This is a genomic window from Halorubellus litoreus (assembly GCF_037081675.1).
Lineage (GTDB): Archaea > Halobacteriota > Halobacteria > Halobacteriales > Natrialbaceae > Halorubellus > Halorubellus litoreus.
Map to the genome: position 1 here is coordinate 578,802 of NZ_JAZAQL010000001.1, position 19,759 is coordinate 598,560.

Consider the following 19,759-nt stretch of genomic DNA (forward strand, 5'->3'; position numbering starts at 1 on the left):
CCGTGACCCGCGAACGCCCCGGCCGTGACTCTCTCGGGCCGGGAGTGGTCGAGCTTCGACGACCTCGGCCTGTCGAGATGTCCAGAATCCCGCAGTATTACTTAACAGAATATTGCCCCTGGCCCAATATTACAAACTCATGAAAGGTTTTTTCGCGAGTGGCGGCGAGTATCACGTATGGACAACCGGGACAACCCACACCACTTCGAGACGCTCTCGGTCACGCACGGCGAACGCGCGACGCCCGGCGAACCGATGACGGGCGACGTCGTCTCACCCATCCACCTCGCGTCGACGTACGCGCTCCCCGGCCTGGACACCGAGATGTCTCTCGAGGACCTCGACCCGAGCAAGGGCGACTTCGTCTACTCGCGGCTCTCGAACCCGACGCGGCACGCCGTCGAACAGCGCCTCGCCGCGCTCGAGGGCGGCGACCACGGGTACGCGTTCTCCTCGGGGACCGCCGCCATCTTCACGTTCCTCCTCGCCGCCGTCGAACCCGGCGACCACGTCGTCGCGTTCGACGACCTCTACGCCGGCACCCGCCGGATGCTCGAGGACGTCTTCGCGAGCCGACTCCACGTGGACGTCGACTTCGTGGACGCGACCGACGCCGAGAACGTCGCCGCCGCCGTCACGGACGCGACCACGGTCGTCTGGATGGAGACGCCGACGAACCCGACGATGAACATGTGCGACATCGGCGCCATCGCCGACATCGCGGACGACGCCGACGCCCTGTTCGGCGTCGACAACACGTTCATGAGTCCGTACTTCCAGAACCCTCTCGAACTGGGTGCGGACGCGGTCGCGCACTCGACGACGAAGTACCTGAACGGGCACTCGGACTCGGTCGGCGGGGCGCTCGTCACGAACGACGACGCGCTCGCCGAGGAGGTCGAGTTCCTCCAGACCGTCGGCGTCGGCGACATGCTCTCGCCGTTCGACAGCTACCTCCTCCTGCGTGGCACGAAGACGCTCCCGATGCGGATGGACCGCCACGAGGCGAACGCGATGGCGGTCGCCGAGTACCTCGAAGCCCACGACCTCGTCGACGCCGTCCACTACCCCGGGCTCGAATCCCACCCCCAGCACGACCTCGCGACCGAGCAGATGAGCGGGTACGGTGGCGTGCTGAGCTTCGAGCTCGCCGGCGGTATCGAGGACGCGAAGCGCTTCCTCGAAGCGCTCGAGGAGTTCACGCTCGCCGTCTCCCTCGGCGGCGTCGAATCGCTCGTCGAACTCCCCGCGGGCATGACTCACGAACCGCTCGCGGTCGACGAACGCGAGGCGCTCGGTATCACGGACACGCTCGTCCGCGCGAGCGTCGGCGTCGAGCACGTCGACGACCTCGTCGCCGACCTCGACCGCGGCTTCGACGCGATGGTCGACGGCGCCGAGTTCGAGGCCACGCCCGCCGCCGACGACTGAACAGTCGGGTTCTCTCCTCCCGCTGTCGTCGGCATCGCCGACCGAGAGCGAAACCGTTTCGAGGCGGGCGTGGCGAGAGCGAGTGTGACCTTCGGCCTCGACCGGACGCGCCTGCAGTTCCCCGTCCTCTATCTGACGCGGTTCGCGACCGGGTTCGGGTTCGCGACGCTCGCCGTCCTCCTGGCGACGTACGTCAACCAGTACGACCCGTCGGGGTTGATGCTCGGCCTCTTCACGAGCGGGTTCGCCATCGCGCAGACGATAGCGGTCGTCCCCATCGCGTACCTCGGTGACGCACGCGACAAGCGCAACGTCCTCGTGGGCGTGCTCGCGCTCGGCGTGCTCGCGTACGTCGGGTTCGCCGCGCTCGACGTCTACAGCGGTGGCGAGTGGGCGTTCGTCGGCGTCCGCGCGGTCCAGGGCGCCGCCGTCACGGGGTCGGGGCTCTTGTCGCTCGCGCTCGTCGGCGACCGGTCGCCGCCGACCGAGACCGCGCAGTTCATCGGGAAGGCGAACTCGTGGCGGTTGCTCGCGGGCATCCTCGGCGGCGGCGTCTCCGGCATCCTCTACGACGTCTACGGGTTCGGCGTCGTCTACAGCGTCATCGTCGGTCTGCTGTCGGTCGCGATGGCGGGCGTCGTGTTCGTGCTCTCCCCCGACACGACCCGCGTCGAGGGGTTCCCGTTCAGGGACCTCGCGGTGAACGCGCGCATCCTGACGCTGACGGGGTTCCGCGCGCCGTACGCAGTTGCGGTGACGCTCGTCCGCACGTGGGTGCTCCTGTACGCCGGCGTCGAGGCGCTCCAGGGCGGCCTCGGGTTCGCGGTCGCCGCCGTCAGCATCGTCTACGGCGCCGAACGGTTCACGAACATGATCTGTCAGCCCTACACGGGCCGGCTCTCGGACCGCTTCGGGCGTGCGATGTTCGTCGCCGCGGGCGGTGGCGCGTACGGACTCGTGGCGCTCGCCGTCCCGTTCGCACCCGACCTCGCGTCCGCGATAGCGCTCCCGTCCGCGTCCGCGCTCGCGACCGCCGTCGCCGGCCTCCCCGGCGTCGACGCCCTCGTCGACGCGTCCACGGCCGCGGGGCTCGTCGAACGCGGCCTCGACACGCCGAGCGGGACGTTCCTCGTCCTCGTCGCGCTGAACGGGTTGCTCGGCGTCGCGGACTCGTTCCGCGAACCCGCGAGCATGGCGCTGTTCGCGGACGAGGGCAGCGACGGCGACGGCGTCGCCTCCAGCTTCGGCATCCGCGAACTCGTCTGGCGACCCGGGAGCGTCCTCGCCCCGCTCGCCGGCGGCGTCCTCACCGAACAGGTCGGGTACGCGTCCGTGTTCTACGTCGGCGGCGCGAGCGCGCTCGTCGGCGTCGGCGCGTTCCTCGCCGCGCTCTGGTACACGCAGGGCGCGGACGCGCTCACCAGCTGGTAGCAAGGGGAGGCGCCGTCGAACGCGGGATCCACCGACCGAGAATCAGTCCGCGGTCCCGTCCGCGAGCGGGAGCGTCACCGCGAACGTCGCCCCCGAGTGCTCGTCGTCGACGAGCGCGACCTCGCCACCGTACGCGTCCACGGTCTCCCGGACGAGGTAGAGCCCGAACCCGGTACCCGGGGAGTCGAAGCCCTTCTCGCCCTTCCGGAAGAGGTCGTCGCGCATCGACTCGTCGACGCCCGACCCGTTGTCCGCGACGTACACCGTCGCCGTCTCCGCCTCCTCGTCGACCGCGACGTCGACGAACACCTCGGGGTCGGTGGCGTCGTTGTGCTGGACGGCGTTCACGAGGAGGTTCTCGAACACCTCCGGGAGGAGTTCGTCCGCGGCGACCGCAATCCCCGGCAGCCCCTCGGCGTCGACGGCCACGTCGAACGCGCCCTCGAGCTTCTCTATCTCGCTGTCGAGCACCGCGTCGAGCGCGATCGGTTCGCTGTCGTGGTCGTCCTCGACGAGGATGTGCATGAGCGACCGCATCGTCTCCACGAAGTCGATCATCTCCGCGAGTCGCGACGCCGCCGTCTCCAGGTGGCCCTCGACTGACTCGTCGACGTGGCCCTCGAGCATGTCGGTGCGGGCGTGCGCGACGTTCAGACTGTTCAGGAGGTTGTGTCGAAGGAGACGGTTCACGTACTCGAGTCGCTCGCGTTCGTGTTCGAGTTGCGCGCGACGTTCCCGGCGTTCCGTGACGTCCTGTGCGAGCGATATCCCGCCCGTGATGGAGCCGTCGTCGCGGACCGGGATGGCGCGAACGACGAGCGTGCGGTCGTCGAGCGCGACCTCGCGCTCGACGAGGTCGCCGGCGAGCGCGTCCTCGTGCGCCGAACAGAGCGTGTCGCGAACGGGTTCGGGGAGCGCGTCGACGTCCCCGGGCGCGCTCCCGACGAGCGCGTCCTCGTCGACGCCGAGCACGCGCTCGTAGAGCGACCCCGCGACCGTGACGTACGCGCACTCGGTGTCGAACATCGTCACGGTCGCGTTCGGGACGTTCTCCGCCAAGGTACGGTACTGGCGTTCGCGCTCGCGGAGCTCGCGGTCCCGTTCCGCGAGAGCGATGGCGAGCCCGACGACCTCGCCGAGCTGTTCGACGACGCGACGCTCCCGGCCGTCGAACGCGTGCGGGCGGTCCGCGTAGATCGAGAGGACGCCGAACGTCTCGTCCTCGTGGACGAGCGGCACCGCGACCGACGACCGGTACCCTTCGGCTTCCGCGTGCGCGCGCCACTCGTCGTCGACGTGACCCGTGCGGACGTCCTGGGTCGCCGCGAGCGCGTCCTCGCGGAGCGCCGTCGCCGCCGGCGCGTTCGCGGCACTCGCGTCCAGCGACAGGTCGCGCTCGTCGAGGACGCCGTCGACGCCCGCCTCCGTCCGCACGTACACGTCGCCGTCGCCGTCCGCGTCACCGATCCACGCGAACTCGTAGCTGGAGGCGTTCGCGAGGCGCTCGCAGACGACGCGCTCTATCTCCTCGCGGCTCGAGTACCCCGAGAGCTCGCGGTTGATGTCCCTGACGACCCGCGAGAGCTGGTCGAGCGCGGCGAGACGCTCGTTCTTCGTCGCGAGCGTCCGCTCCCGTCGCTTCCGGTCGATGGCGGACGCGACGACGTTCGCGACCGACCGCACGAACCGCCGGTCGTCCGCTGAGACCGCGTCGGGGTCCGCGACCGTGACGACGAGTTCCCCCCACGGCGCGTCGTTCGCGCCGACCTCCGCGGCGACCACGCCCGGGTCCTCGCGGTCGTGTACGCTCGTCGGTTGGACGTCGACGGTGCCCTCGACCGCGTCGGCGTCACCGACGCACGCGCGAACCCGCGCCTCGCTCTCCGGACCGCCGTCGCCGAACTCGAGGAGGGACGCGCTCGACGCACCGAGGGTCTCCGCGGTCCGCTCGGTCGCCTGCCGGAGGAACCCGTCGACGTCCGCGCGCTCGATCGCCTCCCGACTCAACTCGGAGACGACCTCCTGCTGGGCGAGTCGCTCGTTGAGCGCCTCCTCGCGGTGCTTGCGGTCCGTGACGTCCTGGAAGTACACCGACAGCCCGGATTCGCTCGGGTACGCACGCACCGCGAACCACGTCGACAGCGGCGGAAAGTACTCCTCGAACGCCACCGACTCCTGTTCGCGCATCGCCGCCCGGTACTGGTCCGCGAACGTCGTTCCGGCCGCTTGCGGGAACGCCTCCCAGATGGACTCGCCCGTCACCGCCTCGGGGTCCACGTCGATGAGTTCCGCCGCGGTCTCGTTCACGTACGTGAACTGGAACTCGTCGTCGAGCGCGAAGAACGCGTCCGTCACCCGTTCGAGGGTCTCGTCGAGTTCCGCAACGAGTTCGTTCTTGCGCTGCCGGAGGCGTTCGCGCGCGCGCTCGTCGTCGGTGACGTCCCGGAACGACGCGAACGCCGCAACCGGGTCGTCGCCGAGCGGGACGACGTCCACGACGTACCACGCGGACTCGCCGTCGACCGGGTCGACGCGGAACTGGTGGCCGTAGGACGCCTCCCCGGTCCGGAACACGCTCGCCCACGGTCTCGCGTCCGGCGACACGAACTCGCCGTCGGTGTCGTACACGTCGACGTCGCCCGTTCTCGTCTCCCCGATGGAGATTGCGAACTCCTCGCGCGCCCGGTCGTTCGCCCGCACGACCGTGCCGTCTGGCTCGAAGACGACGAGTCGGTCCGGGCTCGTCTCGAACAACCGGTCGACGACGTGCCCGCGCCAGTTGTCCACCGCGGGCCGCGGCCCCGGTTGCGACGCATCCCCTATCCGTGACTCGTCGTCGCCCATCACCTCGCGCGGCGTTGAGCGCCCCTCACTCGCCGCAGACGCGGCCCCGAGTGCCGCCTCCCCGTCGCGGTTGACAGCCGGGACTCGTGCCGTCGCCCAAACCGGTTCGAACGCGCGCTCGACGGTGCCGACGACGTCGTCGTCGACCGTACAGAACGCCGTGACGTTCGCGTCCACCGCCGCGCTCGCGAGCGCCCCGTCGACCGCGCTCGCGACGACGACGACCGGTGACTTCGGCAGTCGCTCGCGGACGCGACCGACGACCGCCGGGTCGGTCTCCGCGTCGACCGCGAGCACCACGCCGGCGCCCGTCTGCGCGCGCTCGACCGCCGTCTCGACGCCGTCGACGTGCTCGACGTCGACGTCCGACGCTGCGAGCGTCGCCGCGACCGCACCCGCCCCATCCCCCGTGCAGACGATACCGTGTGAATCCGGCATTCGTCGGAAAGTTGAGAGTCCGACGGGCAAAAGCCCACGACCTAAACGACCCGTCGCGAGCGGCCACCGCGGCACCGACGTTCGTGCCGTCAGGCGAGTCGCGCGGCGAGGTCGGCGAGCGCGTCGCTGCCGCCCGCGGCGAGGGGCTCGCCGTGCCCCATGCACGCCACCTCGAACGCCGGGGCGCGGTCGGCGAACGCGCGCACGCTCTCACCGGCCCGACGCCGGTTCCCGTCGAACACCCGCGGCACGCGCCGCAGCGCCCCGTCCGCGGTCCCGCGCACGAGGTCACCGAGCAGCCCGACGCCGAGGCGGTCGCTCACGAAACACAGGTGCCCGGGCGTGTGTCCGGGCGTCTCGAACACCTCGAACGACCCGACGGTATCGCCCTCGCCGACGAACCGGACCTCGAGGTCCGGGCGTTCGACGAGCGGGACCGACACGAACCGCGTCAACACCGCCTTCGCGCCGCGCAACGGCGGCTTGCGCTCGCCCGTCAGGATGCGCCCGTCCGTGTCGCTCGCGTACACCGTCGCGTCGAGTTCGTCGTCGAGGCGCGCGAGCGCCCCGACGTGGTCGACGTCGTAGTGCGTCACGAGCACGCGGTCGACGTCGCCGAGCCCGAATCCCGCGTCGCGAACGCCCTCGCGGATGGTTCCAGCGTCCCACGGCACCCCGGCGTCGACGAGCACGAGGTCGTCCCCGTCCGCCACGAGGAACATCGACGACGCCCGCCCCTCCATCGCCCACACGCCAGCCACCAGTTCCCGACTCATACCCACACGCACCCGCTCCGCCGACAAAAGCACCGCCCCAACGACGCCCTCGCCGGCACGCGAACCGGACCGTCCAGTGCCAGCGCTCGCCGACCGCTCACCGCGACGCCAGCGCGAACCCGACCGCTCACCGCGACGCCAGCGCGAACCCGACCGCTCACCGCGACGCCAGCGCTATCGCTATCGAGCGTCGAAACCGCGAGAACCGAAGGAGCCGATCAGACCTCTTCGGGGTTCGGGAAGTCGTCGTACTCCGTGATGGAGACGTCGCCCTCGGTGACCTCACAGAGGACGAGACCGTTCCCGGAGCCAGTGTCGCGCTCCGCCGCCGAGATGACGGCCTTCGCGGCCGCCTGCTTCGCCTCACTCATCGACATGTCGTCGTGCCAGGACTGCTCGAGGTACCCGTACGCGACCTGCATCCCGCTGCCCGTGACGGTGTAGTCGTCCTTCATCACGCCACCCGCCGGGTCGATGGAGAAGACGTGACTGCCCTCGTCGTCCACGCCACCCAGGATGGGGTTGATGGCGAAGTACGGGCCGCCGCGCGCGAAGTTCCCCGCGAGCGTCGACAGCGCCGTCATACTCATCTCCTCGCCGCGACGCGCCTCGTAGAGGTTCACTTCCGCGCGGAGGCTCGAGATGAACGACTGCGCGCCACCGACGCTCCCGACGAGCGTCATCGCCGCGCTCGGGTGGATCTCCTCGACCTTCACGACCTTCTTGTTCGAGACGAACCGGCCACCGAGGCTGGCGCGGCGGTCGGTCGCGATGACGACGCCGTCGTCGGTCGCGATACCGACCGTCGTCGTCCCCGTCTTGTTCACGTTCTCCTGGTCCTCTCCGGCGTGCTCGCCCCAGTCGCTCGGCGCGATCTCGGGGTCGTAGGGGTTGTCAGCGTCCATCATTCTGCATCACCCTCGTCTTCCTCGGCGAGGAGGTCGAGCGCCTCGAGGCGCTCGCCGATCTCGTCGGTCGACAGCGATTCCACGCTCCCGGTCTCCGTCGGCACGGTCGACACCGCGATGCCTTCCGCCGGGAAGCCGTCCTCGGTCGCCTCCGCGAGCGACTCGAGCGCGAGGTCGACGCCCTCGCCGAGACTCAGCGCGTCGTCGTAGTCCTCCTCGAGACGACGCTGGATGTCCTCGCGAGACCCGCCGATGGCGACCGCCTTCCACTCGTAGGGCGTCCCCGACGGGTCCGTCTCGTAGAGCCGCGGTGTCCCGTCGTGCTCGACGCCGCCGACGAGCAGCGCGACGCCGAACGGGCGCGCACCGCCCGTCTGCGTGTACTGCTGGATGTGGTCCGTGACGTGCTTCGTCAGCGTCTCCACGCCGACGGGCTCGCCGTACCGGAGCTGGTTCACCTGGCTCTGGCGACGCGCGACGTCGATGAGCTGGCGGGCGTCAGCGACGTGGCCCGCGCTCGCGATACCGACGTGGTCGTCGATCTTGTGGAGTTTCTCGACGCTGTCGCGCTCCATGAGCGGCGACCGCGTGCGTCGCTCCGCTGCGAGCACCACGCCGTCGGGCGTTCTGATACCGACGCTCGCGGAGCCGCGCTTGACGGCTTCGCGTGCGTACTCGACCTGGTAGAGACGTCCGTCCGGCGAGAAGATAGTGATCCCGCGGTCGTACGCCTGCTGTTGATTTTGTCCTTGCATGGGAGGTTCCGTAACCTGAGGTAAGTGGACGGGTTCGGAAGTACTTTCTGTAAGCCATCAGCCGGCCATCTGGACTCCGAGCTCGTCCATCGTGCCCGGTTCTTGGACCCGACGACCTTTAAAAACTCCGTCCCGGGCAACACCGCTGGCGTTCTCGGTCCCCTGCCCCGGTTCTGAACGCCGAGCATCGCGGTCTCGTGGCGACCCGCCCCGGCGCGCTCGGCGGCCGCCTCGTCCGGTGGACGTTTCAACGCGACCCCCTAACGTCGGCGTATGCGACAGCGGTACATCCTGGTGCTCGTCGCGCTCGTGGTCCTCGGGCTCGCCGTCGGCGCACTCCCGAGTCTCCTCAAGAGCGGCGACCCGTATCGCGTGCAGGCGACCGACGTCGGGAACGCGTCGACGTTCGACGGCGCGACGTACGACGCGACGGACGTGAGCGAACGCCGGTTCCCGTACGTGACCGAAGCGATCGCGGACGGGACGTCCGGGTCGTACTACGAGGGCCCGTTCGGCGTGAAGGAGTCGTTCAGTCACTCGCCGTTCGACGAGTTCGGCGCGGTCGCGACGCGCGTCCCGAACGCGGTCGAGGGCGACGTGGCGTACGTGACGTACAACGGAACGGTCTACCGACTGGAGATCGTTCGTGAGGACGAATGAGTCGAGACCTCCCCGCAGGCGAGTGGCCGGTTCGCGAGTCGGTCGCTGAGTACGAGACGCCGTGGTACACGGGCGGCCGTGACCGCGTCGAGCAACCGGACGGCTCCGAGAAGGACTACTACTGGGCGGAGCTCCCGGACGCGGTCGTGGTGGTAGCGTCGACGGGCGAAGAGGTCGTGTTCGTCGAACAGTACCGGCCGACGATCCGTCAGACGCAGCTCGAGCTCCCCGCTGGCATCGTCGAGGACGGCGAATCGTACACGACGGCGGGGGCGCGCGAACTCCAGGAGGAGACCGGGTTCGACCCCGCGGGCGTTTCCCTCCTGCAGGAGGTCTGGTGCTCGACGGGCCTGCTCCGGCATCGCCGCGGGTACGTGTTCGCGGAGGGATTGACGCCCTGTGAGCGCGAGCTCGACAGCAACGAGTTCATCGAGGTGCGGTCGGTCCCCGTCGCGGACGCCATCGACGTGGCGCGCGACCCGCCGACGAACGACGCGACCCTGGAGGCGCTGTTGCTCGCGAAGGAGGACGGCCTGCTCTGACCGCGAGCACGGGACGCCCTGCGCTGACCGCGTACGCTCGGTGCCCTGTCCGACCGCGAGCGTCAAATCCTTCGAACGCGTATTGTTAACATGGTTCGAGACGAGTCCGCGGCAAGTCAGCTAGCGGCCACCACCGCGCTGGTCGCGGCCGCGGTCGAGGCGTGGCCCGGCGTGATCGTCCGCGAGCACCCCTTCGGCGGGACGGCGTTCTTCCTCGGGACGCGCGAGTTCGGACACGTTCACCGGTCCGGCCTGCTCGACGTCAACTACAATCGGAGCGTCCGCGACGCCCTCGTCGCCGCCGGACGCACGGGTCGTCACAGCGTCCACCCGGACTCTGGCTGGACGTCGTACCGCATCCGCGACCCGAGCGACGTCGACGGAGCCGTGTGGCTCCTCCGGCTCTCCTACCTCGCGACCGCGATAACGCTCTCGCGCACGCAGACCGGGCGGCGCGCGCTGGCGACCCTCGACCTCGACGCGGAACTCGACGCGCTCGACGCACCGGCGCCCGTGACCGAACGCTACCGGCAGCGAGCGCGGAACCTCGGGCTCGCCGCCTGAAGCTCGCACCCCGAGCCTCTGGGTCTGACCGCGGTCAGCACTCACCCGAGCGCGATGAGTGCGACGCCGCCGACGGCGAGCGCCGCAGCCGCGAGTCGCGCACCGAAGCGTTCCTCGTTCAGGACGACGCCGCCGAGGACGACCGCGACGATAGCCTGCGCGTTCACGAGCGGAGATGCGACGCTCGCCGCGAGCTCGACGAACGCGAGCGCGACGACGTGCTGGCCGACCGCGACGAGCACCGCGAGCGCCGCGAGCGCGCCGAGGTCGCCGCTGACCGCGACGTCGTCCGGCCAGTTGCGCGCGGCGAGCGGCGCGAACATGACCGCGACGATGGGGAAGAGCACGAGGACGAACGCCGCCGGGTCGACGCCGAGGTCGCCCATGAGGTGGCGTTTCCCGACGTCGACCACGCCGAACGTCGCCGCCGAGGCGAGCGCGAGCTGGCCGGGGCGGAGCGTCACCGCACGCCGCAGGGGCGTGAGGAGGTCGCCCTGGTAGTTCGCGAGGTAGAGCGCTATCGTCACGACGACCACCCCCGCAACCTGGAGCGACCCCAGGTCGGTTCCGGGGAGCACGGCGAGTTCGATTGGGAGGACGAACAGCGGCACGACCTTGCTCACGGGCGCGACGTAGGACACGTCGCCGAGCGTGAGCGCGCGGAAGAACGCGAGTATCGCGACGCCGCCGAGGGCGTTGACGCCCACGAGGACCGCGAGCGTGTACGGGTCGGTCGGGACCGTCGCACCGCTCGCGGCCGCGACCGGCGCGTACAGGACGGTCGCGATAGCGTACACGCAGACGACGTACACCGAGTCCGGATAGTGCGCGAACCGGTACTTGACGAGGAAGACGTACGTCCCGAAGACGACCGCGCCGGCGAGCGCGAGCGCGATACCCAGCGTACTCATCGACGACCCCAACTCATCTGCGAGTACCTATCGAGACCGCAGGGAAAAGCCCCGCTATGTTAACTCGGTATGTGTTCGATGGGCGTGGAGGAGGTCCCGAGCGGTCCACGCTCGCAGTCCAACCTCGCGCAGATTCAGCGCTCGCTCGCAGCACACCCCTCGCTCGCAGCACACCCTTCGCATCCAGCCCAGCCATCGCTACGCGAGTGACGCCCGAAAGAAACCGAAATCGCCGCTGGAGTCGACCCGAGTCGGCGTTACTTCGCGCGACCCTGGCCGCCGTTGTTCGAGGGTCGGGTGTGCTCGGTACCCTTGCCCTTGAACGTGAGGCCGCGGTTCTGCGTGCCGGCGCTCGTGAGGCCACGGAACGCACGCGACTGGTGCTGGCTCTCCGTGATCCACGAGAGGTCGTCGTCGTTCTCGATCGCGGGATGCTCGGGGTCCACGAGGATCACTTCGTGCCACTTCTGCGAGCCGTCCTCACCGACCCAGTACGAGTTCAGCACGCGGAGGTTCTTGAACTTCCGCGACGCTCGCTCCTCCGCGATGCGCTGGATGTTCTTCCGGCGCCCGATGCGGTTCACGCCCTGGCGCTTCGAACGACGCCCCTTCTTGTGTCGGGACTTCCGCGCCGTCCCCTTCCGGACGCTGACGCGCGCCACGACCACGCCCTGCTTGGCCTTGTAGCCGAGCTCGCGGGCCTTGTCGAGACGCGTCGGTCGCTCGACGCGCTCGATGGCGCCCTGATTCCGCCATTCTTGCTTTCGCTGCCACTGGAGTTCGGCGAGCTTCCCGTCGTCGGGGTCCCGCCACGCTTCCTTGATGTGCGAGTAGAAACTTCGTGCCATGGTCTATCACCACGGGCGTTTGCCGGTTCAGTCCCGGATGGGACCACATTCCGATGACCTGTCGATGACAGGTGCCCACTGGTGCCCGTCGACCAGCGAGTTGGTCGAACTTCCCGCGTCGTCGCATAAAGGGTTTCGGAACCCCGCGGCGCGCGTCACGGCCTCACACGGCCAGCGGCGCGACGCAGGGCGGTGACGGCGCGAGCGCGTTCGCTGGCGCGACGCGCTGACTCGCCGGTTCGTGGACGTCGCCGAGGTCCTCGACCGCCGGCGCGTTCACGATGGTGACCCGCGACCCCGACACGTCCACGTAGAACGCGTCCGCGTACGGCCCGTCCGGTATCACGAACACACCGTCGTCGCCCGCGTCCGCACCACGGTACCGCAGGAGGTCGCGGTACGCCCGCGCGAACTCCCGGGCCTCCCCGTCGTCGTCGAACCGCAGCCGCCACACGTACCCCGTGTCGCCGTCGTCGCGCTCGTACGCGTACAGCGAATCACCCGCCCAGCCGGCACTCGGCGGGAGCGCGTACGTTATCGGGACCGGCCCGCTGTCCGTGAGGAACTGGTCGCGCGAGACGATGCTCCCCTCGACGTCGTCGTACAGCGTCGCCGCGAACATCGTCGCCACGTCCGCCTCGCCCGCGACCACGCCGCCGTTGCCGACGCGCGACCACTCGCCCGAACTCCGGTCGGGCACCGACACGCTCTCGACGGCGTCGTCGTTCCGGTGGATGATCTGCTCGCTGGACGCCGCCGGGTCGCTGTAGAGCGCGTTCACGGCCGCCCACCCGCCGCGTTCCTTCGTCGCCGCGACGTACGCCTCGCCTTCCGCGTACGGGAAGTACGACAACAAATACAGGCCCATGTTCGGGCGCGGCGCCGCCGCCGCACCCGAGCCACCCTCCTCCCCTCCGCCGTCGCCGTCCGCGGTCGTCCCGCCGTCGCTCGTCGACTCCTCTCCGCCGGTCTCATGGCCGACGCACGCCCACTCGGCCCCGCAGCGCTCGCGGACCTGCCGATCGACGAAGTTCGCGTCACCCTCGATGAGCGCCACGAGCGCGCGCTGCTCGTCCCGCGTCGGCGACTGCGGGAACCGCACGTCGAGGTTCCCGCGGAACTGGTACGCGTGCACGAGCTCGTGCGCGAGCGTCACCTCGTCGACCGTCGGCGTCGACGACGGCGCGACGATGGTTATCTCGTCCGCGTTCGGCGAGTAGAACCCCTGGACGCTCGCCGACCGCGTCTCCGCCTGCTCCTCCTGGGCGTCCGTCGACTCGCCGACGAGGAACAGCGCCTCGAGCCGCACCGCCTCCCTGGTCGCCGCGGCCTCGTCACCACCACCGCCGCCGCCGCTCTGGCGCTCGCGGTACTCCTCGCGCGACAGGATGGAGACCGGCACGCGCCGGTCGAACTCGACGTTCCGCACGTACTCGACGCGGGCCATGCTCCGGTTCACGACCGCCGCGAGCTCCGACTCGTTCAACCCATCCCCGGGCGTGACCGCGAGCGACTCGTTGTACCAGACGCCGTTCTCCCAGCCCTTCACGTCCTCCTCGGGGTCCGCGAGCGCGCCCCCGTCGTCGGGCGCGGGCGCGGTCTCCGAGTCGCTCGTCGTCGCCGTCGACTCCTGGAACGCCGACAGCGTACAGCCAGCGAGCCCGACCATCGCGACCACGGCGACGACGACGAAGACGACTCTCGTTCGCATCTACCCGTACCTCGGAGTCTGCGCGATAAAAACGTCGTGGCGTTCGGCCGCGCCGCCGGGGATGTCTGGGTGAGTCACTCCGGTCGTTGCGCGACGATAGCGCTCTGGACGTTCCAGTGACTCCCGAACGGGTTCTCGCCGTACCCGGCCTTCAAGCCGAGCGCGATCAGCCAGGCGAGGGCGACGAACGGATAGTGGACGAGCGCGAACGCGCCGCTCAACCATCTGACGCCGAGGAACATGCACGTCCGTCGGACGGGCGAGAAGAGCACGTGCAGGAGCGTGTCGACGTAGCTCCCACCTCGATAGAGCGTGTCCACGTCCAAGCCAGCGGCGACTGCGAGGTCGTTCAGGCCGTGGATGCTCGGTCGGGAGTAGTCGTGGGGTTGCCCGTGGAGCGGGTAGTTGAACGCGACGGCGCCGAACAGCTTCCCGCCGGGCTTGAGAACCCGTTGAATCTCCTCGAAGAGCAGGTGGAGGCGGGAGAGCGAGACGTGTTCGAACACAGCCGAGCAGATGACGCTGTCGAACGTCTTCGCCGCGAAGGGGAGGTTCGTGCCGTCCGCGCGAACGTCCAGGTTGTCGTACTGGTCGATGTCCATGCGAACGACCTCGGTCGTGTTCGGGAAGTCCCAGTGGTCGTGCGTGCCACCGCCACCGGCACCGACGTCGAGGACACGCCCGCTGACCGCCGAACCCGTCAGTTCGTGGAAGTGGCTCCGGTAGCGACCGGTGTATCCGCGGTCGGGAGAGAACCGCGTGATGGTCGCGTCGATGATACGTGGACCGTCCGGTGGCGCGTCCATAGCGCTCTCTCGATGTGCGACGGTATAACCACACTGGCCCCATCGACACCCCACGAGAAGAAGTGTCAGCCCGAATATTGGATGTGGTTCGGAATCTTCGACTGCAGCCCGTCGGGCGCTCGCCCCCGGAGTCACCGACCGAGTCCACCACTGCCGCCAGCGCCAGGAACACTCACCCGCTCCACTCGATCTAGTTTCTCCCGCGCGACAGACCAATCGACGGACGAGGAGGGCCGCTCCCGCTACGACCCGACGTACCGCGCGACGACGCCGGCGAGTATCACGAACGCTCCCGTCACGAACGTCCCGGGGATGGGGAGCGCGAACAATCCAACACCGAACGCGATAGCGGCGGTCGACGCTCGCATGGATGGACGTCGCGGCTACGTGAACGTGGAACCCGCGCCAAATCACCTTGTGTGCGTCGACGGTCGCTCGTCGCGCGGCGGGACGGCCCCACCGTGCGTTCGTCGAGCGACGGATGGCCGGTTCACGGCCGGGCGCGGGCCGGTCCGGGGAGCGTGAACGACACGTCGCCGTTCTCCGTCGTGGTGCAAGAGGCGACGAGCGCGTCCGTTCCCCCTCCCACCGGACCGGTCTCCGGGCACGAGCGTGCCGACCGCTCGTACGCCCGACGCCGGCTCGTCGACGACGGAACCGCCCTCCGAACCGATAATCCAACGCGAACTAACCGCGAAATATGTAAACCAGGCCGGGGCGATTCGTCGTAGTATGGCGCCGATCCGCGCGAAGGACCTCTTCGTGACGTTCACCATCTTCGAACTGACGCTGCTGCTGTACTACGGACTCATCGCGATTGACCCCGACCTCGTCGTCCTCCGGTTCTGGGCGCGACCTCTCCACTGGACGGTCGTCTCGACGTACGCGCTCACCGCGCTCGGCGTCGCAGCCACGTGGCTGCACTACGAACGCCCGCTGGAGGTCCGCGACGCGCTCGCCATCGCCGGCGTCGTCTGTCTCGTCCAGGTCCCCCTCTCCCCGATGATAACGCACCCGTTCTACTGGCGGCCGCTCTCCGAGACCGCACTGATGCAGGGGATATACTCGCAGTTACGACTCGGCCTCCCCATCGCACTGCTCCTCCCGCTCGGCGCAGCAGGAACGAAACGCGAGTTCGCGGCCGTTCTCGCACTCGCCTGCTCTCTCCCACTCCTCGCCGTCCTGTACCGCGCCCACAACCACCTCTACTACGGCGGATACCAGTGGCCGGTCGACGTCCTCGCACTCAACGCCACCGTCGGGTTCGCCGTCGCCATCGGCCTCGGCACTCTCAACTTCGCCATCGGCCGCTACGCAGCCACCCGCACCCCGTCGTAGCCACCATCGGACACCAGCGACTCCGCGACGCACGAATCGAACCCGGAACCCAAGGAGCGGTCGGTTCGAGGAACACGTCCAACTACGCAGCGAGAGGAATCGGCGAGAGAAGCCTAGGCCGGAATTTGAATCCGGGGTCTCGTCCTTACCAAGGACGCGCTTTACCGCTAAGCTACCCAGGCGCGTTGGAACGCATCTTCCACTTGTCGGGATTCGTTTTAATGCGTTTCGATTCGCGGCTACGAATCGCCCGCGGACTGGGGGACGCCGTCGTCCGCGGTCGGCTCCTCGGGCGGAATCGTGGCGTGGAGGTCGGCGACGGTCGGGAGGAAGTCCAGTTCGTGCGGGAACCCACGGTCGGTGACGTGGTCGATGCAGTCCGCGACGACGGCGTACAGTTCGGGCGTCGGGGTGCCGTCGGCGGCGGTGGTGCCGGCGAGTGCGGCGAGTTCGAGGACGTCCCGTTCGAGCGTGCGGTCGTGCTCGGCGGGGTCCCTGGTGGGGTCGCGCTCGGCGTCGCGGCGTTCGGTCTGCTCGCGGCCGAACGTGCGGACGGTCTCGACGGCGCGGCCGGCCGCGTCCGTTCGCGCGAGCAGGTAGAAGCCCCTGGAGACGAGGACGTCGGCGGCGAGGATGTCGAGGTTCGGCTGGGTCTGGTCGTCGACGTCCTCCCAGGGTTCCGTGTGGGAGAGCGTGCGGGTGAGGCGAAGGCCGTCGTAGATGAGTTGGACGCCGGCGGCGCGGCTACCGATGGCGTTCAGGTCGACGGTGTCGTCGACGGCGCGCGCGCAACGGAGTGCGAGCGTGCCGGGGGCGAGCGAGCCGCCGTCGACGTGTGCGACGATGTCGTCGCGGAGGCGCGCCGGGTAGACGTCCTCGACGGCGTCCACGGCGGCCGAGCGACACGTTGCTGCCTCGTCCATCGCGCGTAGGTAGCAACGGGACACGCAAAGACCTTTGGAAACGACGGACGTCCGCGGTGGTGTGATTCGAGTCGACCGCGACGGGGACGTCTGCGTGGTGAGCATCGACCGTCCGGACCGGCGGAACGCGCTTCGACCGACGGACCTGGACGTGCTTGCGGACGCGGCCGAGCAGGTGACGGCGCCCGTGCTGTACCTTCACGGGGAGGGGCCGGCGTTCTGTGCGGGCGCGGACCTGGACGTCGTCGCCGACCTGGACCGCGAGGGTGCGCGGGACCTGGCGGCGCGCGGGCAGCGCGTGGTGCGCGCGTTCGAGTCGACGGACGCGGTCGTCGTCGCCGGAATCGACGGCCCGGCGCGTGGTGGTGGCGTGGAGCTCGCGCTCGGCTGCGACGTGCGGGTGGCGACGCCGGCGGCGTCGTTCGCGGAACCGGGCGTGTCCCTCGGGTTGTTCGGCGCGTGGGGCGGGACGGCGCGGCTGGCGCGCATCTGCGGGGAGGGCGACGCGATGGACCTCGCGCTCTCCGGGCGGAGCGTGGACGCGACCGACGCCCACCGGATGGGGCTCGTGTCGCGCGTCGTCGACGACCCGCGCACGGTGGCTGACGAGATAGCGGCGCACCCGCCGGATGCGCTCGGGGCGCTGAAGCGACGGATGCGCGACCGCGAGGACGTCCAGAGCCAGGAGGCCAGGGAGGTGGAGGCGTTCGCGGACCTCGTCGCGAGTCACGCCGACGACATCGCCGCCGCGCGCGACGAGGACTGACCGCGTCGGTACTCCGGTGGGGCATCGGGCAACGAGTCCTCGTCCGAAAGAGTCGTAGTGCGCGAACGCCGACGTTGGGGCGTGACAGATTGCGAGCACTGCTCGGAATCGTTCGAGGACGAGGCCGCGTACCTCAGGCACCTCGGCGACGAGCATCCGGGCGAGATGGGGCCGATAGAGCGACGGCGACTGGACGAACTCGGCGGCGGCGACGGCGGGCCGTCGACGCCGCTGCTCGTCGCCGGTATCGCCGTCGGCGCGCTCCTCCTCGCCGTCATCCTGTACACGCTCACCATCGGGGGTAGCGGGAGCGGTCCGAACAGCGAACTCGGCGAACTCGGGCCGGCGCCGAACCCGCCCGGGCACCAGCTCGGGCCGGCGGGGACCGACGAGGTGTATCGACCGTACAGCCTCGGGGCGGCGCACGAGCACGGGCCGATCAGCGTGAACGTCGACGGACAGCAGATAGACTTCCGGCGAGCGGAGTTCCAGCATCCGCGAGAGATGCGCGCGTTCCACTTCGAACGCGGGCTGCGACGCTGGCACGTGCACGCCAAGGGCGTGACGCTCGAGTACGCGCTGGAGGCGACGGCGTTCGGCGTGACGAACACGTCGTTCGCGTACGACGGCGTCGTCTACCGGCAGGGGGCGAACGCGCAGGCGCCGGACGGCTGGGAGGTCGTGACCGGTGCGACCGTCGTGTACGAGGTCAACGGCGAACCGGTGGCGCCGGAGACGTACGTCCTCCAGGAGGGCGACAGCATCTCGGTTCGCGTGCAAGCACCCGGCGGTGGGTCGACGAACGGGACGACGACGAACGCGAGCGCGCTCGCCTGAGCGGTCTCGATTTCTCGACTGGTTCTCTCCTGGAGCGGTCAGGGCGTGGGGTCGACGGGCGCTGGCGGCATCGCGCGCTTGTGCTTGCTGGCTTCGTAGAGTTCGCGGACCTGCGTGATGGCGTCGCGGTCGACGTCGAGCGCACGTTCGGTCGCGGCGGGCGAGAGGTCGCCGTCGACGTGGAGCGCGAGGATGGCGTCGATTGTATCGTAGTCGAGCCCCAGCTCGCCCTCGTCGGTCTGGTCCGCCCAGAGTTCGGCGGTCGCTTGCTTCTCAGCGAGGTCGTCTGGCGCGCCGAGGTGCGCGGCGAGCTGGCGGACCTGTTGCTTGTAGAGGTTCCCGATGGGGTTGCAGTCGACGGCCTGGTCGCCGTACTTCGTGAAGTACCCGGTGAGGGCTTCGGCGCGGTTCCCGGTGCCGAGGACGACGCGGTTCTCTTCGTTCGCGACGTAGTAGTTCAGGACGCCGCGGACGCGAGCGCGAGTGTTCCCGACGGCGGTTCGGTCGCGGTCGCTCCCGGGGACGGCGTCGACGAGCGCGTCGACGATGGGTTCGATCTCGACGACGTCGTACTCGATGCCGAGGTCCTCGGCGACGCGCTCGGCGTCGCTCATGTTGCCGTCGCTCGATACTTCGGCGGGAAGGACGAGCCCGCGGAGGTTCTCTTTGCCGAGTGCGCTCGCCGCGAGGTACGCGGTCGTGGTGGAGTCGACGCCGCCGGAGAGGCCGAGGACGGCGCCGTCGGCGCCGGCGTCGGCGACGACGTCCTGGATGAACGTCTCGATGTGGTCGCGTCGGTCGCGGAGTTCGTCGTCGGAGAATCGCAGGTCAAGCATCACGCGTCGGTAGGGATTGCATCGACAAATACGGTTCCATGACGCGGAAACGATGGACGTGCGTCCAGTTCCCGGCCGCCCGGCGGCCGCGAAGCGCTACGTTCAAGTGCAAGCGGCCGGAATCGACGGATGCGAGCGCCGTTGGTCCAGTGGTAGGACAGTGGCTTCCCAAGCCACTAGCCCGGGTTCAATTCCCGGACGGCGCATTTTCTGAGCGAAACGAAGAAGATCGCCACCGGGAATTGAACCCTACCAGTCGCGCGCAGCGAACGCAGTGAACGAGCGCGTCTGGTTTCGGTTCAATTCCCGGACGGCGGACTCCCTTCGGTCGTCCACCGTCCGACTTCCCGTTCGCCTCGCTCACGGGAATCCCGGACGGCGCACTTCTCCGGAACACCACGAGCGAGGAGCGACAGCGACGAGCGAGTGCCTTC

Annotated in this window: 19 protein-coding genes and 2 tRNA genes; 9 read left to right on the plus strand and 12 right to left on the minus strand. The window is 69.5% G+C overall.

The window, feature by feature from the left end; translation table 11 throughout:
• Window positions 1-177: 177 nt before the first annotated feature.
• Both VYJ16_RS02935 and VYJ16_RS02940 read left to right on the plus strand, forming a co-directional pair.
• The gene (locus tag VYJ16_RS02935) at window positions 178-1,431 is read left to right on the plus strand and encodes a trans-sulfuration enzyme family protein (protein ID WP_336348821.1); all 1,254 of its coding nucleotides are present in this window, start codon (window positions 178-180) and stop codon (window positions 1,429-1,431) included.
• Between the two features lie 84 nt (window positions 1,432-1,515).
• Window positions 1,516-2,862, plus strand: a complete 1,347-nt coding sequence (locus VYJ16_RS02940) for an MFS transporter (protein ID WP_336348822.1) — start codon at window positions 1,516-1,518, stop codon at window positions 2,860-2,862.
• 42 nt (window positions 2,863-2,904) lie between these two features.
• On the opposite strand, the gene VYJ16_RS02945 is transcribed toward VYJ16_RS02940, so the two are convergent.
• The 4 genes from VYJ16_RS02945 to psmA form a co-directional block, all read right to left on the minus strand.
• Window positions 2,905-6,144: a PAS domain-containing protein gene (locus VYJ16_RS02945; protein ID WP_336348823.1), complete on the minus strand. Its 3,240-nt coding sequence runs from the start codon at window positions 6,142-6,144 to the stop codon at window positions 2,905-2,907.
• An 89-nt stretch (window positions 6,145-6,233) separates the two neighbouring features.
• Window positions 6,234-6,920: an MBL fold metallo-hydrolase gene (locus VYJ16_RS02950; RefSeq protein WP_336348824.1), complete on the minus strand. Its 687-nt coding sequence runs from the start codon at window positions 6,918-6,920 to the stop codon at window positions 6,234-6,236.
• Between the two features lie 218 nt (window positions 6,921-7,138).
• Window positions 7,139-7,828, minus strand: a complete 690-nt coding sequence (gene psmB, locus VYJ16_RS02955; RefSeq protein ID WP_379761784.1) for an archaeal proteasome endopeptidase complex subunit beta — start codon at window positions 7,826-7,828, stop codon at window positions 7,139-7,141.
• Entirely contained in the window at window positions 7,825-8,583 is a 759-nt protein-coding gene (gene psmA, locus VYJ16_RS02960; RefSeq protein ID WP_336348825.1) for an archaeal proteasome endopeptidase complex subunit alpha, read from the minus strand. The genes psmB and psmA overlap by 4 nt, the downstream gene beginning before the upstream one ends.
• Before the next feature lie 273 nt (window positions 8,584-8,856).
• Between psmA and VYJ16_RS02965 the strand changes: the two genes are divergently transcribed.
• From VYJ16_RS02965 to VYJ16_RS02975, 3 genes are all read left to right on the plus strand, one after another.
• Entirely contained in the window at window positions 8,857-9,243 is a 387-nt protein-coding gene (locus VYJ16_RS02965; RefSeq protein ID WP_336348826.1) for a hypothetical protein, read from the plus strand.
• Window positions 9,240-9,785: an NUDIX hydrolase gene (locus VYJ16_RS02970; RefSeq protein ID WP_336348827.1), complete on the plus strand. Its 546-nt coding sequence runs from the start codon at window positions 9,240-9,242 to the stop codon at window positions 9,783-9,785. The genes VYJ16_RS02965 and VYJ16_RS02970 overlap by 4 nt, the downstream gene beginning before the upstream one ends.
• 90 nt (window positions 9,786-9,875) lie before the next feature.
• Complete coding sequence (locus VYJ16_RS02975; RefSeq protein ID WP_336348828.1) at window positions 9,876-10,349, plus strand: luciferase domain-containing protein; 474 nt, start codon at window positions 9,876-9,878, stop codon at window positions 10,347-10,349.
• Between the two features lie 41 nt (window positions 10,350-10,390).
• Here VYJ16_RS02975 and VYJ16_RS02980 read toward each other — a convergent pair whose 3' ends face one another.
• The 5 genes from VYJ16_RS02980 to VYJ16_RS03000 form a co-directional block, all read right to left on the minus strand.
• Window positions 10,391-11,260 (minus strand): EamA family transporter, encoded by an 870-nt coding sequence (locus VYJ16_RS02980; protein ID WP_336348829.1) that lies wholly within the window; start codon window positions 11,258-11,260, stop codon window positions 10,391-10,393.
• Window positions 11,261-11,517: 257 nt separating this feature from the next.
• A complete protein-coding gene (locus tag VYJ16_RS02985; RefSeq protein ID WP_336348830.1) occupies window positions 11,518-12,108 on the minus strand; it encodes a 50S ribosomal protein L15e in 591 nt (196 codons plus the stop codon).
• Between the two features lie 163 nt (window positions 12,109-12,271).
• Entirely contained in the window at window positions 12,272-13,819 is a 1,548-nt protein-coding gene (locus VYJ16_RS02990; RefSeq protein WP_336348831.1) for an Hvo_1808 family surface protein, read from the minus strand.
• Between the two features lie 74 nt (window positions 13,820-13,893).
• Window positions 13,894-14,625, minus strand: a complete 732-nt coding sequence (locus tag VYJ16_RS02995; protein ID WP_336348832.1) for a class I SAM-dependent methyltransferase — start codon at window positions 14,623-14,625, stop codon at window positions 13,894-13,896.
• Between the two features lie 242 nt (window positions 14,626-14,867).
• Window positions 14,868-14,993, minus strand: a complete 126-nt coding sequence (locus tag VYJ16_RS03000) for a hypothetical protein (protein ID WP_336348833.1) — start codon at window positions 14,991-14,993, stop codon at window positions 14,868-14,870.
• Between the two features lie 364 nt (window positions 14,994-15,357).
• Here VYJ16_RS03000 and VYJ16_RS03005 point away from each other — a divergent pair, with 364 nt between their 5' ends.
• A complete protein-coding gene (locus VYJ16_RS03005; RefSeq protein WP_336348834.1) occupies window positions 15,358-15,963 on the plus strand; it encodes a hypothetical protein in 606 nt (201 codons plus the stop codon).
• Window positions 15,964-16,073: 110 nt separating this feature from the next.
• On the opposite strand, the gene VYJ16_RS03010 is transcribed toward VYJ16_RS03005, so the two are convergent.
• Together VYJ16_RS03010 and VYJ16_RS03015 are read right to left on the minus strand one after the other, a co-directional pair.
• Window positions 16,074-16,145 (minus strand) — tRNA-Thr (locus VYJ16_RS03010).
• A 57-nt stretch (window positions 16,146-16,202) separates the two neighbouring features.
• Window positions 16,203-16,886: a DUF7114 family protein gene (locus tag VYJ16_RS03015; RefSeq protein WP_336348835.1), complete on the minus strand. Its 684-nt coding sequence runs from the start codon at window positions 16,884-16,886 to the stop codon at window positions 16,203-16,205.
• 61 nt (window positions 16,887-16,947) lie between these two features.
• Here VYJ16_RS03015 and VYJ16_RS03020 point away from each other — a divergent pair, with 61 nt between their 5' ends.
• Together VYJ16_RS03020 and VYJ16_RS03025 are read left to right on the plus strand one after the other, a co-directional pair.
• Window positions 16,948-17,652 carry an enoyl-CoA hydratase/isomerase family protein gene (locus tag VYJ16_RS03020; RefSeq protein ID WP_336348836.1) on the plus strand — a complete coding sequence of 235 codons (705 nt, stop codon included), beginning with the start codon at window positions 16,948-16,950 and terminating at the stop codon, window positions 17,650-17,652.
• Between the two features lie 81 nt (window positions 17,653-17,733).
• On the plus strand, window positions 17,734-18,489 hold the full coding sequence (locus tag VYJ16_RS03025) for a hypothetical protein (RefSeq protein ID WP_336348837.1): 756 nt from the start codon (window positions 17,734-17,736) through the stop codon (window positions 18,487-18,489).
• 38 nt (window positions 18,490-18,527) lie between these two features.
• Here VYJ16_RS03025 and VYJ16_RS03030 read toward each other — a convergent pair whose 3' ends face one another.
• Window positions 18,528-19,325, minus strand: a complete 798-nt coding sequence (locus VYJ16_RS03030; protein ID WP_336348838.1) for an NAD+ synthase — start codon at window positions 19,323-19,325, stop codon at window positions 18,528-18,530.
• Window positions 19,326-19,460: 135 nt separating this feature from the next.
• Here VYJ16_RS03030 and VYJ16_RS03035 point away from each other — a divergent pair.
• A tRNA-Gly gene (locus VYJ16_RS03035) sits at window positions 19,461-19,531 on the plus strand.
• The last annotated feature ends 228 nt before the right edge of the window (window positions 19,532-19,759 follow it).

Bases quoted from the DNA above. Each gene is read 5' to 3' on its own strand.
- psmB (WP_379761784.1), bottom strand. From the start codon at position 7,828: ATGATGGACGCTGACAACCCCTACGACCCCGAGATCGCGCCGAGCGAC.
- VYJ16_RS02950 (WP_336348824.1), bottom strand. From the start codon at position 6,920: ATGAGTCGGGAACTGGTGGCTGGCGTGTGGGCGATGGAGGGGCGGGCG.
- psmA (WP_336348825.1), bottom strand. From the start codon at position 8,583: ATGCAAGGACAAAATCAACAGCAGGCGTACGACCGCGGGATCACTATC.
- VYJ16_RS02975 (WP_336348828.1), top strand. From the start codon at position 9,876: ATGGTTCGAGACGAGTCCGCGGCAAGTCAGCTAGCGGCCACCACCGCG.
- VYJ16_RS02980 (WP_336348829.1), bottom strand. From the start codon at position 11,260: ATGAGTACGCTGGGTATCGCGCTCGCGCTCGCCGGCGCGGTCGTCTTC.
- VYJ16_RS03015 (WP_336348835.1), bottom strand. From the start codon at position 16,886: ATGGACGAGGCAGCAACGTGTCGCTCGGCCGCCGTGGACGCCGTCGAG.
- VYJ16_RS02935 (WP_336348821.1), top strand. From the start codon at position 178: ATGGACAACCGGGACAACCCACACCACTTCGAGACGCTCTCGGTCACG.
- VYJ16_RS02995 (WP_336348832.1), bottom strand. From the start codon at position 14,625: ATGGACGCGCCACCGGACGGTCCACGTATCATCGACGCGACCATCACG.
- VYJ16_RS02970 (WP_336348827.1), top strand. From the start codon at position 9,240: ATGAGTCGAGACCTCCCCGCAGGCGAGTGGCCGGTTCGCGAGTCGGTC.
- VYJ16_RS03000 (WP_336348833.1), bottom strand. From the start codon at position 14,993: ATGCGAGCGTCGACCGCCGCTATCGCGTTCGGTGTTGGATTGTTCGCG.
- VYJ16_RS02965 (WP_336348826.1), top strand. From the start codon at position 8,857: ATGCGACAGCGGTACATCCTGGTGCTCGTCGCGCTCGTGGTCCTCGGG.
- VYJ16_RS02945 (WP_336348823.1), bottom strand. From the start codon at position 6,144: ATGCCGGATTCACACGGTATCGTCTGCACGGGGGATGGGGCGGGTGCG.
- VYJ16_RS02985 (WP_336348830.1), bottom strand. From the start codon at position 12,108: ATGGCACGAAGTTTCTACTCGCACATCAAGGAAGCGTGGCGGGACCCC.
- VYJ16_RS03030 (WP_336348838.1), bottom strand. From the start codon at position 19,325: ATGCTTGACCTGCGATTCTCCGACGACGAACTCCGCGACCGACGCGAC.
- VYJ16_RS03005 (WP_336348834.1), top strand. From the start codon at position 15,358: ATGGCGCCGATCCGCGCGAAGGACCTCTTCGTGACGTTCACCATCTTC.
- VYJ16_RS02990 (WP_336348831.1), bottom strand. From the start codon at position 13,819: ATGCGAACGAGAGTCGTCTTCGTCGTCGTCGCCGTGGTCGCGATGGTC.